At 72.9% G+C, this 14,046-nt stretch carries 11 protein-coding genes; 1 reads left to right on the forward strand and 10 read right to left on the reverse strand.

From position 1 onward, the window contains the following. Positions 1-43: 43 nt before the first annotated feature. From AMK29_RS23995 to AMK29_RS24015, 5 genes are all read right to left on the reverse strand, one after another. On the reverse strand, positions 44-646 hold the full coding sequence (locus tag AMK29_RS23995; protein ID WP_073816444.1) for a helix-turn-helix domain-containing protein: 603 nt from the start codon (positions 644-646) through the stop codon (positions 44-46). A gap of 183 nt (positions 647-829) precedes the next feature. Further along, positions 830-2,077 carry an acyl-CoA dehydrogenase family protein gene (locus tag AMK29_RS24000; RefSeq protein WP_241845669.1) on the reverse strand — a complete coding sequence of 416 codons (1,248 nt, stop codon included), beginning with the start codon at positions 2,075-2,077 and terminating at the stop codon, positions 830-832. A gap of 4 nt (positions 2,078-2,081) precedes the next feature. Continuing rightward, positions 2,082-2,837, reverse strand: a complete 756-nt coding sequence (locus AMK29_RS24005; RefSeq protein WP_073816447.1) for a thioesterase II family protein — start codon at positions 2,835-2,837, stop codon at positions 2,082-2,084. After that, entirely contained in the window at positions 2,834-4,585 is a 1,752-nt protein-coding gene (locus AMK29_RS24010) for a GMC family oxidoreductase (protein WP_079197092.1), read from the reverse strand. The genes AMK29_RS24005 and AMK29_RS24010 overlap by 4 nt, the downstream gene beginning before the upstream one ends. Beyond that, positions 4,582-7,863, reverse strand: a complete 3,282-nt coding sequence (locus tag AMK29_RS24015) for a non-ribosomal peptide synthetase (protein ID WP_073816449.1) — start codon at positions 7,861-7,863, stop codon at positions 4,582-4,584. Before AMK29_RS24015 ends, AMK29_RS24010 begins: the two co-directional genes overlap by 4 nt. Before the next feature lie 244 nt (positions 7,864-8,107). On the opposite strand from AMK29_RS24015, the gene AMK29_RS24020 reads away from it, so the two are divergent. Beyond that, entirely contained in the window at positions 8,108-8,701 is a 594-nt protein-coding gene (locus AMK29_RS24020; RefSeq protein ID WP_073816452.1) for a flavoprotein, read from the forward strand. Between the two features lie 136 nt (positions 8,702-8,837). On the opposite strand, the gene AMK29_RS24025 is transcribed toward AMK29_RS24020, so the two are convergent. From AMK29_RS24025 to AMK29_RS24045, 5 genes are all read right to left on the reverse strand, one after another. Beyond that, positions 8,838-9,245, reverse strand: coding sequence for a RidA family protein (locus AMK29_RS24025; RefSeq protein ID WP_073816454.1), 408 nt, complete (start codon positions 9,243-9,245; stop codon positions 8,838-8,840). A gap of 65 nt (positions 9,246-9,310) precedes the next feature. Continuing rightward, a complete protein-coding gene (locus tag AMK29_RS24030) occupies positions 9,311-10,774 on the reverse strand; it encodes an NAD(P)/FAD-dependent oxidoreductase (protein WP_073816456.1) in 1,464 nt (487 codons plus the stop codon). A 228-nt stretch (positions 10,775-11,002) separates the two neighbouring features. Further along, the gene (locus tag AMK29_RS24035) at positions 11,003-11,752 is read right to left on the reverse strand and encodes a methyltransferase (protein WP_073816458.1); all 750 of its coding nucleotides are present in this window, start codon (positions 11,750-11,752) and stop codon (positions 11,003-11,005) included. A gap of 190 nt (positions 11,753-11,942) precedes the next feature. Beyond that, positions 11,943-13,196, reverse strand: a complete 1,254-nt coding sequence (locus AMK29_RS24040; protein ID WP_073816461.1) for a Cmx/CmrA family chloramphenicol efflux MFS transporter — start codon at positions 13,194-13,196, stop codon at positions 11,943-11,945. Between the two features lie 377 nt (positions 13,197-13,573). Further along, the gene (locus tag AMK29_RS24045) at positions 13,574-14,038 is read right to left on the reverse strand and encodes a group II truncated hemoglobin (protein ID WP_073816464.1); all 465 of its coding nucleotides are present in this window, start codon (positions 14,036-14,038) and stop codon (positions 13,574-13,576) included. Positions 14,039-14,046: the final 8 nt, after the last annotated feature.

The raw sequence follows: 14,046 nt of genomic DNA on the forward strand, positions 1-14,046 counted from the left end.
GCGTCCGTCCCGCGCCGCCTCCTCCGTCACGCCCGTCCCCGGCTCAGTCGCCGGAGGCGGGCGTTCGGCCTGTCGGCCGGGCTCGGACGTGCATCCGTTCGCCCTGGCGGCCGAAGAGGCTGAGCACCTCCACCGAGCCCTGCCCGGTGCTGCCGAACCAGTGCGGCAGCCGGGTGTCGAACTCGGCCACCTCGCCCGGGTCGAGGACGATGTCGTGGTCGGCGAGGACGAGTCGGAGCCGCCCCGACAGCACGTACAGCCACTCGTATCCCTCGTGGGTGCACAGCTCCGGGGTGTCGCGGCTCGCCGGCAGCACCATCTTGTAGCTCTGCAGCGGGCCCGGCTGCCGGGTCAGCGGCAGGACGGTGTTGCCGTTCACCGCGTGCGGCTTGAGCCGGACCCTCGGGTCGCCCACGTCCGGCGCGCCGACCAGTTCGTCGATCGGCACCTGGTGGGCCTGGGCGATGGGCAGCAGCAGCTCCAGGCTGGGCCGCCGCTGACCGGCCTCCAGCCGCGACAGGGTGCTCTTCGAGATGCCGGTGACCTCCGACAACGCGGCGAGGGTGACTCCGCGGGCCGTACGTAGCCGCTTGAGCCGGGGACCGACGGCGGACAGGGCCTGGGCGATGGACGAGGGCTGCTCCACGCCGTCATTACATCCATCCGTTCCGGAATCCGCAAAGAGAGGTGCTGTTTTCGGACGCTCTCCGCTGCGCCCGCCCACACGCGTGCGCCCCGCCCCTGCGCGCGTCGGGGGTGGGTCGCGCGCAGGGGCGGGGCAGCTTCGGTCACGGCGGCGTCCGGGCCGCCGTGGGGTTCCCGGGGAGTGTCAGAGGCCCAGCGAGCGGCCGATCAGCTCCTTCATCACCTCGGTCGTCCCCCCGTAGATGGTCTGCACCCGGCTGTTGGCCCACTCGCGCGAGATCGCGCTCTCCTTGAGATAGCCGTAGCCGCCGTGGATCTGGAGACAGCGGTTGGCGATGTCCACCTGCAGCTCCGTCGTCCACCACTTCACCTTGGCGGCGTCGGTCACCGACAGGCGGCCCGCGTTGAGCTCGGTGACACAGTGGTCGAGAAAGACCTGGGCGATCGTCAGCTCCGTGTCCATCGTCGCCAGTTGGAAACGGTTGTGCTGGAAGGTGCCGATGGGCTGCCCGAAGGCCTCGCGGGTCCGGGCGTACTCCAGGGTGTCGGCGAGCATCCGCTCGGCCGCGCCGACCGCCACCGTCGCGATGCTGAGCCGCTCCCGGGGCAGCCCGGCCATCATGTAGGCGAGCCCGGCGTTCTCCTTGCCGATGAGGTTCTCGGCAGGCACCCGGCAGCCGTCGAAGAACAGCTCGCAGGTGTCGCTGGCGTGCCAGCCCAGCTTCTCCATGCGCCGACCGCGGGTGAGGCCGGGCGCGCCGCGCTCCACCACGAGGAGGCTGATGCCCTGCGCGCCGCGCTCGGGCGCCGTCTTGGCGGCGACGACGATCACGTCGGCGTTCTCACCGTTGGTGATGAACGTCTTCTGCCCGTTGAGGACGTACGTGTCCCCGTCGCGGACGGCGGTGGTACGGATGTCGGCGACGTTGGAGCCCGCGTCGGGCTCGCTCATCGCGATGGCCGCGATCAGCTCGCCCGCGCACAGTCCGGGCAGCCAGCGCTTGCGCTGCTCGTCCGTGGTCCGCTCGGCGAGGTAGGTGGCGATGACGTCGTTGTGCGCCACGAAACCGGGCGCGGTGGCCCGGGCCCACATGATCTCCCGCGCGAACACCGCCGGGTAGCGGTAGTCCGGTTCGCCGCCCCCGCCGTACGCGGCGTCGACGCCGATGCCGAGGAGCCCGGCCCGGCCCGCCGCCTGCCACACCGAGCGGTCGACGATGCCGTCCCGTTCCCAGCGGGCGTGATGCGGGACGACCTCCCGGTCGAGGAACTCCCGGCAGGTCTCCCGGAACTGCTCGTGCTCCGCCTCGTACCGCGAGGCCGGAGAGGTTCGAGAGGCGCGGGGAGTACGCGAGGTACGAGAGGTCTGCGCGTCCCGCTCCGAAGGGCCGCTGTCCGTGCCTGGCGTCGGGCCGCTGTTGCTCTGGGCCACGGGCTCATCCCCTCCCCGGGTCGGTGTCGTCGCAGATGATCGTGAGCGTGTCCTTGGGGTGCTGTACGGCGGCGAAGTGGCCGCCCTCGATCTCCACCCGGTGGACCGGGGCCGAGCTGTGCGCGGACCACGGCCACACCTTCTCCGGCGGGGCGTGGACGTCCTCGCGGGCGGCGATCAGGGTGAGGGGGAAGTCCACCCGCAGCCCCGCCGCCTCCCGGGCGAACTCGGCCCGTACGCAGTCGTCCTCGCGGAGCATGCGCAGCAGGATCCGGCTCATCGTCGGCTCGGCGATCACCGCGGGCGGGGTCCCGCCGTCGGCCGCGGTCCGGGCGAGGAGCTCCTCGTCGGGGACCGCGGCGAGAAGCGCTCCCGGCCGCTGGAGCGCCGGCGGCACCGCCCCGGACAGCACGGCCCGCACGGGAGCGACACCGGTCTGCCGGGTGACGTGGTCGGCCACGGCGAGGCTCATCGTGGCGCCGAAGCTGTGCCCGAACGTCGCCCAGCGCAGCCCGGGCGACCGCTCGCGCTCGGCGAGCAGATCGGCCACCACCTGCTCGGCCATGGCCCGCACCAGACCGTGGTAGTTGACGGCCTTGCGCTCCTGGCGGCGCGTGCCGCGGCCGGGCGCGTCCACGCCCCGGACGCGCACGTGCGGCTCGCCGAGGGTCTGCCAGCCGCGGTAGACCTGCGAGGTCGCCCCGGCGTGCGGGAAACAGTAGAGCCGCAACGGAGTGCTCGTGACAGGGTGCACGGTCATTCCTTCATGCTCCGGGCCAGCTTCTCGGCCAGCATCAGGGTGGTCAGATTGGTCGGGGCGCTGGGGATGACGGGGAAGAGCGAGGCGTCGGCGATCCGCAGGTTCTCGGTGCCGTGCACCCGGCCCTCCTGGTCGGCGACGGCGTACGGGTCGGTGTCCGGGCCCATCCGGCACGAACCGGCCGCGTGCCAGCCGGGGTTCATGATGTGCCGGACCCCGCTGCGCAGGACGCCGTCGTTGGCGATCATCCGGTCGCTCCAGAACTGGGTGCGCGTCAGCCGGCCGGACAGCCCGGGGGAGCGCAGGAAGCCCCAGGCCCTGCGGACGCCGTGGCAGAGCCGCTCGACGTCCTCGGAGTCCGTGCCGAGACCGAGCTCGATGACGGGCGCGGCCAGCGGGTCGGCGCTGTCGAGGAAGACCCGGCCGCGGGAGCGGGGGCGCATCAGCATCACGGACATGCCGACGACCAGCGGCCAGCCGAGCCGGTCGACGAAGCCGGGGATGGTGTGGCTCTCCACGTTGTTGAGGAGCCCCAGCTGGACGTCGACCTCGTCGTCGTACCCGCTGCTCATGCGGGCGGCGACCTGACGCCAGGGCAGGCCGGGCGTACACACGCCGTCGGCCGGCCGGGACCAGATGACGACGGACGGGTGGTCGACCAGGTCGCGGCCCACCCCGGGCAGGTCGGCGACCGGGGTGATGCCGAGCGCGCCGAGGAGGGCGGCGTCGCCGACGCCGGAGCGCTGGAGGACGACGGGGGTGCCGACGGCCCCCGCGGCGAGGACGACGTTGCGGGCGCGGACGGTGCCGAGACGTCCGTCCCGTTCGGTCTCCACGCCGACGGCCCGGTTCCGGTCCTTCGGGTCGAACAGCACCCGGGTGGCCCGTACGCCGGGGCGTACGTGGAGGTGGGGCAGGCCGCGGGCCTCGGAGAGGAAGGCGGTGGCGGCGTCGATCCGTTCGCCGTCCACCGTGTTGCCGGGGATGGGGCCGACACCGGCCTCCTGACCGGAGTTGAGGTCGAGGAGATCGGTGACGCCCTGCCGGTTGCACTCCTCCCAGAAGGCGGCGTCCAGGGGATGGACCCGCTCGCGCGGCGTCCGCCGGATCGGGAGCGGGCCGCTGTCGCCGTGCGGAGGCCCGCCGGGGAAGTCGACGTCGTTCTCGATGGCCCGGTAGAAGGGCAGGACCCGCTCCCAGGACCAGTCGGGGTTGCCCCGCGCCGCCCAGGCGGCGAAGTCACGGGGGAGCCCCCGCAGGGCGATGGCCCCGTTGACGGCGGAGCCGCCGCCGATGACCTTGCCGAGCTGGTACGGGAAGCGTTCCCACAGCGCGCGGGCCGGGGCCCCGGCCCCGTCACCGCCCTTGACCAGGTCCTCCAAGCGGCCGCTGGTGCGCAGGTTGGCCCGGTAGTCCCAGTTGAAGCCGGCCAGGACGAGCCGGCCGGCGTCGGCCAGCGGGTGGGCGCGGTCGCGGGGGCTCGGCTGGTCGGGACCGGCCTCCAGGAGCAGTACGGTGCCGGAGCCGTGGGCGGCGAGCCGGGCGGCGACGAGGGCGCCGGCGGAGCCCCCGCCGACGATCACGTGATCCCACTCGGCCACGTCGGAGGGCGAGCTGTCGGCGGAGGGCGACCGTTCGTCGGAGGGTGACCGGTCGACGGCGGGCGATCGTTCAGCGACGGGCGACGGCTCGACGGCGGGCGACCGCTGGGCGGCGGGGCCCGGAGCCCCGGAAGGTGTCGTCGTCATGCCGCGGGCTCCTCGGCGGGGACGATCAGTTCCGCGAAGGTGGAGATCGAGGCGTTCATGAAGAGGCCTTCGACCAACTCCTGCTCCATGTCCGCCTCGATGCCGAACTCCGCGCGCAGCACCGTGAGCAGGCCGACCGCGTGCAGCGAGTCGCCGCCGATGTCGAAGAAGCCCTCCTCGACGCCGAAGTCGCCGTGGCCGAGCTGCTGGGACCAGAGGGCGTAGAGCCGCTCCTCGATCCGGCTGCGCGGCGCGACCCGGGCGCCGGCGGTCTCGGTGTCGTCGTTCCACGGCGTGGGCAGCGCCTTGTGGTCGATCTTCCCGTTGGTCGTCAGCGGAAGGGTCTCCAGGGTGAGGAAGCGGCTGGGCACCATGTAGCCGGGCAGTACGGCGGCGAGCGCCTCGCGCAGCTCGGCCGGGTCCGGTGCGGCCCCCGCCTCGGGTACGACGTACGCGACGATCTGCCGCTGTCCGGTACGGGCGTGGGCGGGCGCGGTGACGAGCGCGGTGCGGACGTCGGGCCTGCGCAGCAGCGCCGCCTCGATCTCGCCGAGTTCGACGCGATAGCCGTTGATCTTCACCTGGAAGTCCTCGCGGCCGAGGATCTCGATGTCGCCGCCGGGCAGGTAGCGGCCGAGGTCGCCGGTCCGGTAGATCCGCTCCCCGGTGACCGGGTGGACGGGGAAGCGCTCGGCGGTCCGTCCGGGGTCGCCCAGGTAGCCCAGGGCCACGCCGGTGCCGCCGATGTGGATCTCGCCGGTGACGCCGACGGGCGACGGCTCCTGCCACTGGTTGAGGACGTGCATGGTCTGGTTGGCGAGCGGCTTGCCGTACGGGATGCTCGACCACTCCGGGCGCACGGTCTCGACGGGGTGGTGGATCGACCAGATGGAGCCCTCGGTGGCGCCGCCGAGGCTGATCACCCGCATCGCGGGCAGCTTCTCGCGGATGCGGCTCGGCAGGTCGACGGGGATCCAGTCGCCGCTGAGCAGGGCGAGCCGGAGCCGGCAGCCCCGCGGCACGCCTCCGTCGCCCAGCGCGTCGATCCACATCCGCATGGGCGCGGGCACGCTGTTCCAGATGGTCACCCCGTAACGGCCGACGAGCTGGGACCAGTGGTCCAGGTCGTTGCCGCGCGCCGGGTCGGGGACGACGACGGTGCCGCCGGCGCCGAGAACGCCGAACAGGTCGTACACGGACAGGTCGAAGCCCGCGGGGGCGAGCGCCATCGTCCGGTCCTCCGGGCCGACGCCGAAGCGCCGGTTGATGTCCTGGACGGTGTTGGCGGCGCTGCGGTGGGTGATCATCACGCCCTTGGGCTCGCCGGTGGAGCCCGAGGTGAAGATGACGTACGCGAGGTCGTCGGTCCCCTGGCGGCGCCCGGGCGCCTCGGCCGGGCACGCCAGGGTCTCCGCGTCCTCGGGGGTCAGTACGGTGACGCCGTCGGGCCAGGGCAGCGCGTCCCGCAGCTCCGGGTCGGTCACCACGGCCCGCACGGAGCACCGGGCGAGCAGCTTCAGGCGCCGCTCCTCCGGCAGTTCGGGGTCGATGGCGACGTACGCGGCGCCGCTGTGCAGGACGCCGAGCAGCGCCGCGTACTGCGCGGCGCCGGGCCGCATCGACACGGCGACGATCTCGTTCGGGGCAGCGCCGGGGCCGCGGAGGATCCGGTGGGCGATCCGGTGCGCGCTGTCGGTCAGCTGCCGGTACGTGGTCTCCGTGCCGGGCGTGATCACCGCGGGCGCGTCGGGGCTGCGCCGGGCCGCCTCGGCGACCAGTTCGTGCAGGAGCGCGGCCGGGATGTCCTGCGCGGTCGCGTTGGCCCGGTCGCGTTCCTCGGCCTGCGCGGCCGGCAGCGGTACGACGCCCCGGGTGGCGTCCCAGAGCTCCGGCTCGTCGACGAGGCGGTCGAGCAGCGTCGTGTACGCCGCGAACATCGCTTCGAGGGTGCCCTCGGGGAACAGGCCCTCGACGGCGTTCCAGTTGACCGAGAGCCGGCCGTCCAGCTCCAGGATCTGGTTCTCCAGCCACACCTGCGGCGTACGGCTGTGGTCGTGCACCAGCGTCCCGAAGGACTCCAGGCGTCCGGCGCCGGGCGCGTCCCCGTCCCCCTCGGCGCCGAGCGTGCTGGAGAAGACCACGGGCATCGACGCCCGGCCGTCGTCCCGGCGGCGCGCCAGGTCGCGCAGCACCCGGATGCCGCCGTGCGGGTGCGCCAAGTCCTCCAGAAGGCGCTGCTGCAGGTTCAGGGCCCGCTGGCGGAAGCTTTCCTCGGGGCGGCCGCCGACGGCGAGCAGACTCGGGTCGAGGAAGTTCCCGATGACCTCCTCGACCCGCGGGTGCAGACCGAGCCGGTGGAACTGGGTGACGGTGAGGGTGAACTCCTGCCGCCGCGACCAGGTGCGCAGGACCTCCGCGTACGCGGCGAGGAGCACGCCGGAAGCGGTCAGCCCGTGCCGCTCGCCCGCCGCCCGCAGCGCCGACCAGCGTGCCGGGGCGAGCAGCGCCCTGTGCCGTACGAAGCGGGGCGTGCCGAGCTGCTCCGGCGCCGCGGCCAGGGGCAGTTCGGGCGCGCCGGGCAGGGTGTCCAGGCGGTCCTCCCAGTAGACGGCGGCCTCCCGTCCCAGGGCGTCCCCGCGCAGCTCCTCCCGCGCGAGGACGTAGTCGCGGAACGACAGCTCCGGCGGCTCGGGCCGCCACGCCGGGTCGTCGTAACATCGGTGCCACTCGTCCATGAGCCGGTAGAGGCCGCGCATGTCGAGGAACAGCAGGTCCACGGCGACATGGAGGCGCAGCCGGTCCTCTTCGAGCCGGGTGGCCCGGACGTCGAGCAGCGTCGACCGGTCCAACGGCATCACCTGGTCGGTGAGTTCGGCGCGCACGCGCTCCAGCTCCGCCGCCCGCTCCGACTCGGGGCGGCCGCGCAGGTCCGTGACGCGGATGGTGTACGGGGCGATGTCGGCCACGGGGAGGACGCGCTGGGTCTGGTCGGTCCCGGTCACCGTGCGCAGGGCCTCGTGGCGGGCGATCACGGCGCGCAGGGCTTCGGTCAGCCGGTCCGGGTCGAGGGCGGGGCAGTCGAACTCCAGGTAGTACTGGCTGGAGACGCCGCCCAGTTCGAGTCCCTTGTGCCGGCCGATCAGATAGGCCTGCTGGATGTCGGTCAGCGGGAAGGGCTCGTGCCGGTGCTCCGGGCGCGGCTTGGGTTCGAGGAGTCCGTCCTCGTCCAGGCGGGGGTGGCCGGCACCGCCGCGCAGCCTTGCGAAAAGATCCTCCATCGTCGTCCGTCCCTTTTCCTCGGTGGTCGTCGTGAGTGTTCGGATGCCGAGCTGATCTTTCGAATTCCCTTGCGAGAAGCGACGTTAGGCAGCGGGGGCAAAGGGTCTCAATACGGTGGGACCGTAGGGACGACCGAAGGATTTCGGTGCCGCTGGACTCCCGCTGGACCGCCCCTGGACCCACCCTGGGATGCCCGCCAGGCGCCATTGACCTGCGGCGGGACCGCGGCGACATCATCAGGACATGGGAATTCGAAACGCCCCGGAGACGACCGGGAAACGCATACTCATCGGTGCCACCGGATCCATCGCGGTGACCAGGCTTCCGGCGTACATCGAGGCGATGCGCCGGCAGATCGAGGGCAGTACGTTCACCGTTCTGCTGACCCACACGGCGGCCTCGTTCATTTCCCCGGAGAGTCTCGCGCTCTTCGCCGAAAGGGTGGTGAGCGGGGAGTCCCCGGCGGACTGGCCGACCGACAAACCCTCCCGGCTCGCCGCCGACCACGACATCCTCGCCGTGCTGCCGGCCACCGCCCACACGCTCGCCTCGGCCGCCGCGGGTGCCGCGCCGAACCGGCTGCTCACGGTCGCGCTGTCCGTGGACTACCCGGTGGTCCACTTCCCGGTGATGGGCGCCAAGATGTGGCACAAGCCGGCCGTGCAGCGGAACATCGCCCGGATCCGAGAGGACGGCGGCCTGGTCAACGAGCCGGAGTGGCACGACGGTTTCGACCCGACCACGGGGACGGTCAGCCACCACCCGGCGCTGCCCGCGCCGGAGACCGTGGCGACGGTCATCGAGGACCTCCTGGCCAAGCACCGTCCTTCGTCCTGACCCCCCCCGCACGCACGAGGGCCCCGCCGGAAGCGGCGGGGCCCTCGTCTGTGTGTCGTTCGAGGCGCAGGGTGCGCTCGGTGCGGGACGGGCCCGCGCGGGTGGTGTGGCCGCGCGGGACCTGCCGTGCGAGCGGTTACGCGGCGATGGCCGTGGCCTCGATCTCGATCAGGAAGTCGGGCTCGGCGAGGGTGGCGACCCCGACCAGGGTGGTCGGCCGGATGACGTCGGCACCGAGCTTGGCGGCCGCGCGCTCGGCGCCCGCCGTGATCGCCTCCCACTTGTCGAGCGACCAGTCCACCGCGTAGATGGTGAGCCGCAGCACGTCGTCGAAGGTGGCGCCGGCCGCCTCCAGACCGGTGGCGATGTTGAGGTAGACCTGCTCGGTCTGGGCCGCGAGGTCGCCCATGCCCACGGGCTCGCCGTCGGCGGTGCGCGGGGTCTGGCCGCTCAGGAAGATGACGCGGCTTCCGGTGCCGACCGCCAGCTGCCGCCAGCCGTAGGGCTTGGTGAGTCCGGGCGGGTCGATGTTCTCGACGGGCATGGTGCGTCCTTTCGGGTGGGAGCTGGTGTCTCGGGAGGAGGTCTGTTCTCCGGGGGCGGCGACGGTCAGGCGAGCTCGCGGCAGGTCGCGTAGTACTTGCGCAGCAGGCTGACCAGCTCGGGGTCGAAGCGCGAGGCGAAGAGCAGCTCGGCCGGCGGGGTGAACTCGGGGTCGAGCTCGTCGGCCCAGGCGAGGGTGGCCGGCCGCAGATCCATCTCGATCCACTGGTGCCACTCGACGGGGATCGTCCAGTCCTGCTCGTAGCCGATGCCCATCTGGTGGTCGATGAGCAGGTCGACGATCTCCTGACGGGTCCCGGTCCGGATCGGCTGCCGCAGTGGCGCGAACCGGTCCAGGTCCGCCACCGGCTCCTCGCCGAGGATGCGGGCGGCGAAGTCCTGGGCGAGCAGCGGCGACAGGTGCAGACCGTCGCGGTAGGTGCCGGTCATGATGGTCAGGCCCCGCATGCCGCCGTCGCCGAGCAGCGGGAAGCCGTCCATGGACACCGGGCGGTTGCCGACCTGGACCTTGGAGACCTCGCTGTTCCACAGGTTGCGGCGGACCTGGCGGTGGGCGCACTGGAGCAGGAAGACGAGGTCGCGCATCTCGGCGGTGTCGCGCGGCTCGACGGCGATGACGTTGGTGGCGCCCACGTAGACGTGGCCGTCGCCGCGGGGCACGACGTGCAGGCCGCACGCGAAGGAGCGGTTCGGGGTGCGGATGACGCTGTCGGGGCTGGTGCCGTCCTGCGTCTTGATCAGCGAGGAGACGCCGTAGCCGCTGACCAGCCGGGGGACGCGGGGACCGATGGGCAGGCTGTCCAGGAGTTCCTGGGTGCGGGCGCCGGCGGCCAGCGTCACGTGGTCGGCGGAGATCGTGCGACCGGAGGCCAGCACGACTCCGGTGACCCGCTCGCCCCGGTACTCGACCCGGCTCGCGAACTCGGGCACGAGGGTGACACCGGCCCGCACGGCGGCCGCTTCGAGCCGCTCCAGGAGCGCGGCGGCGTTGACCGCGTGCTCGCCGGGTATGTGGAAGGCCTTCAGCGGGCGAGAGATGGGCTCGGCGTCCACCCAGTCGAGGTCGGCCGGCTCGACGTCCTCGAACGGTTCCTCGTAGCGGGTCAGCTCGGCGCGGATGGCGTTGTAGTTGGTGTCGTCGATCTCGGCGGTGCCGATGGTGTTGAGGACGACCGTGGTGCCCTGCGCGGTCCTGATCGGCGCGCCCTCGGTCTGCTCCTCCAGCTCGGCCAGCCACGGCGACCACAACTCGGTCGCCTTGATGCCGAGTTCGAGCTTGTGGCGGCCGTGCTCGGTGGCCAGCAGGGAGGTGGTGACCTCCCCGAAACAGCCGAGCATGGCCCCGGCCGCGGCCGATCCCGCCCAGGGCCGGTGCGGCTGGCCGAGCACGGCGACGCGCTGTCCGCGTCGCGCCAGGACCCAGGCGAGCGACAGTCCAAGGACTCCGTTGCCGGCGATGACGGTGTCGTAGCCGGTACCGTGCGCGTCTGCGTTCCCGTTGGCGTTCATCAATGTCCAATCTCCAGGGGCGGCTTCGGGCCGCTCCGACGGGTGTGGGTGTCTCGATGGCGTCGGAACTGCTGGTGCGGGGGTGAGCTGGTCAGTGGGGCACGGGCGGGGCGCGGCCGCCGGCTCGCGACCGGCCCGGCGCACGAGGCGCCGGGCAGGGTCGGGCGCGCGAGGCGCCGGGCAGGGTCGGGCGCGCGAGGCGCCGGGCAGGGGCGGGCGCGCGAGTGGTCAGCGGCGCCGGAACTCGTAGAGCGTGAAGTCCATGTGGACGATGCCGCGTTCGTCGGTGTGGGCCTTGACGACGGGGGAGTCGCCGAAGTCAGCGGCGGGCAGCTCGACGGACTCGGAGCGGATCCGCTTGCCCTCGAACCCGGCCTCGTCGGCGGCGCGCAGCATCTTGAACGGGTTGCCCATGGCCTCGCTGGTGCCCAGGTAGACGCGTCCGTCGGCGGCCAGGTGCCGCACCACGTCCCGGAAGAATCGGTTCACCAGGCCGTAGCCGGGGTCGAAGACGGCGCGCTCGATGTGCCCGGCGTAGGGGCGGTCGGCGGGCGCCTCGATGAAGGGGGTGTTCCAGAACACGGTGTCGAGCTGCTCGGCGGGGTCGAGGGCATCGAAGAGGTCGCTGGTCAGCGCGGTGAACCGGTCCGCGACCCCGTGTCGCTCGGCGTTCTGCCGGGCGTTCCGCACGGCGGCCGGGTTGATGTCGGTGGCGAGCACCCGCGCGGCGCCGTGCTGCGCGGCGAGCACGGCGGCGATGCCGGCGCCGCAGCCGAGCTCCAGGAAGCGGTCGCCCCGCTCGTACGGCACCCAGGAGGCGAACAGGCCGGGGCCGGGGTCCGTGTACGGCGGGAACACCTCGGGCAGCAGGTCCCACTCCCTGCCGAGCAGCGAGAAGGTCGACTGGGTGGGGCGGTCGGGGCTCTGGATCTGCGACACGACCCAGGTGCCGAGTTCGTAACCCAGCTCGTTGTCCATGCGGTCCTCCCTGTGGGGGGAGCCGGCGGAGGGTTCCGGGGACGGAGCCCTCCGCGGCTCCCGGCGGTGTTCCATGACGGTGGAGCGGGTGGAGCGGGTGGAGCGGGTGGAGCGGGTGGGGAGAGTGGGGCGATGGAGCGGTAGGGCGGGGTTGAGCCGGGGGAGCAGGTGGAATCGGTGCGGTGCGGGGTCAGCTGCCCGCGGGCTCGGGCGCCGCCCCCGGTGCCGCCTCGGGGTCCGTCCGGGCCCGGTTGCGGGCCATCGCGCGCTCGACCAGGACGACCGGGATGGTGATGACGGCCAGGCCCGCTCCCAGCCACGGGATCGACGTGAGACCGGCACCGGCGCCGAGCGCCACGCCCGCGAGGACCGGGACCACGCTGATGCCGAGCTGGAACATGGAGACGGCGGTGGCACCGGCGAGCGTGGGCGCGCCGGCCGCCACGGTGAACACCCGCCCGTAGATGGCCGGGTTGAGGACGAAGCCGGCGACACCCAGGAGCAGCACCAGGGGCACGACGGCCACGGCGTGGTCGGCCAGGAGCGCCATCAGCACGGAGCAGACGAGGATGCCGCCGGCCCCGATGAGCAGGGCGTGGTGGGGTCGCCCGTCGGCGATCCGGCCGCCGATGGAGAGGCCGATGAAGGCCCCGATGCCGAAGAGGACGAGGATGGCGGGCACCCACACGGAGTCGACCCCGGTGATGTCCGTGAGGAAGGCCGCGAGGTAGTTGTACGAGATCATGTACGCGGCGGTGCTGAGCAGCGTCGCGGCGTACACCACCCACAGCTGCGGCTGCCGCATGGTCTGCAACTCCCGCCGCACGCTCGGCTCCTGGGCCGCCTTGGTGGCGGGCACGGCGACGATGGTGGCGATCGCGCTGAGCACGGTGAGCGCGACCACCGCCCAGAACCCGCCCCGCCAGCCGGTGAAGTGGCTGAGGAAGGCGCCCGCCGGACCGCCGGCGACCATCGCGATGCTGAGGCCGCTGACCACCACGCCGGAGGCCCGGGCGGTGCGGTCGGGGGTGACGAGGGAGATCGCGGTGACCGCGGCGACGGCCCAGAAACCGGCGTACGCGAGGCCGATCAGGAAGCGGGTGACGAGCAGCACCGTGAAGTCGTCGGTGATCAGACCGACGGCCACCCCGGCGGCGAACACGGCCTGCGAGATCACCAGGGTCGTACGGCGCGGCCAGCGCAGGGTCATCACCGCGAGCGGCGGCCCGCCGATCACCACGCCGATGGCGAAGGCCGAGATGAGGGCGCCCGCGGAGGACAGCGAGATGTCGAGGTCGTCGGCGATGTCCGGGAGGACACCGGCGAGCAGGAACTCGGCGCTTCCCATGGCGAACAGGCTGAACGCGAGCAGGTAGACGGCGAGCGGCAGCCTGCCGTTGGCCTTGGGGGCGGTGGCTTCCTGGGGTTCGGTCTGCACGCTCATCGGTGGCCGCCTCCCGCCTGCCGTGCGGAACGCCCGGTGACGGGGTGCGCGGGTGCGGAACGGGTGACGGCCTGCTGGATGACGGCCTGCGTGACGGGGTGCGGGGGGACGCGTCGCACTGCCCCGGGGGTGCTCAAACGCATGAGCGGGCTCCTCGTTTCTGACGGTTCGGGCATACGGATCAGGGCGGGTGCGCGCCGGTGCGCCGGCCTCGGCGGTCCGCCGGATCGTGGTGATCACCAGTGACCCCCATGCTGGAACCGGGCGTCGCGGACGGACAACATTTGTTGCCGATACCGGGACGCGGCGGGGCGGGCGCGGCCTCGCCGGCGCGCCGGTTCCGCGAGTCGGGCCGGTTCCGCGGGCCGGCCGGTGGATCACTCCTCACCGGGTACGCCCTCGCCCCAGCCCCACTTCTTGATGGTGGTGCGACGGGTGGGGCCGACGTCCGGCTGGGAGTTGGCCATGGCGCGACGCGAGCCGAACTCGATATAGCCGACGAAGGCCGAGCGGAACTCGGCGTCCTCGGGCAGCCCGACCTCGTCCATCGCCGCCAGCATCAGCTCCACCCAACGGGCCCGCTGCTCGGGCTTGATGGCCCGGTTGCGGTGGCGGGAGACCATGTGGGGGTAGCCGCCGTGCTCCTCGGTGTACCGCGTCGGCCCGCCGAGCACCTCGCCGATGAAGGTCGCGACGTGCTGGGGGTGGTCGTCGTCCATGTGCGCGAAGAGCGGGGCGAGGAGTTCGTCCTTGCGGACGCGGGCGTAGAAGGCCTCGGTGAGCCGCTCCAGCGCCTCGGCGCCGCCGGCCCACTCGTAGAGGGTGGGGACCTGATCCGTCACTGTGTCGC

The organism is Streptomyces sp. CB02261 (assembly GCF_001905665.1).
In the GTDB taxonomy this organism is placed as follows: Bacteria; Actinomycetota; Actinomycetes; order Streptomycetales; family Streptomycetaceae; genus Streptomyces.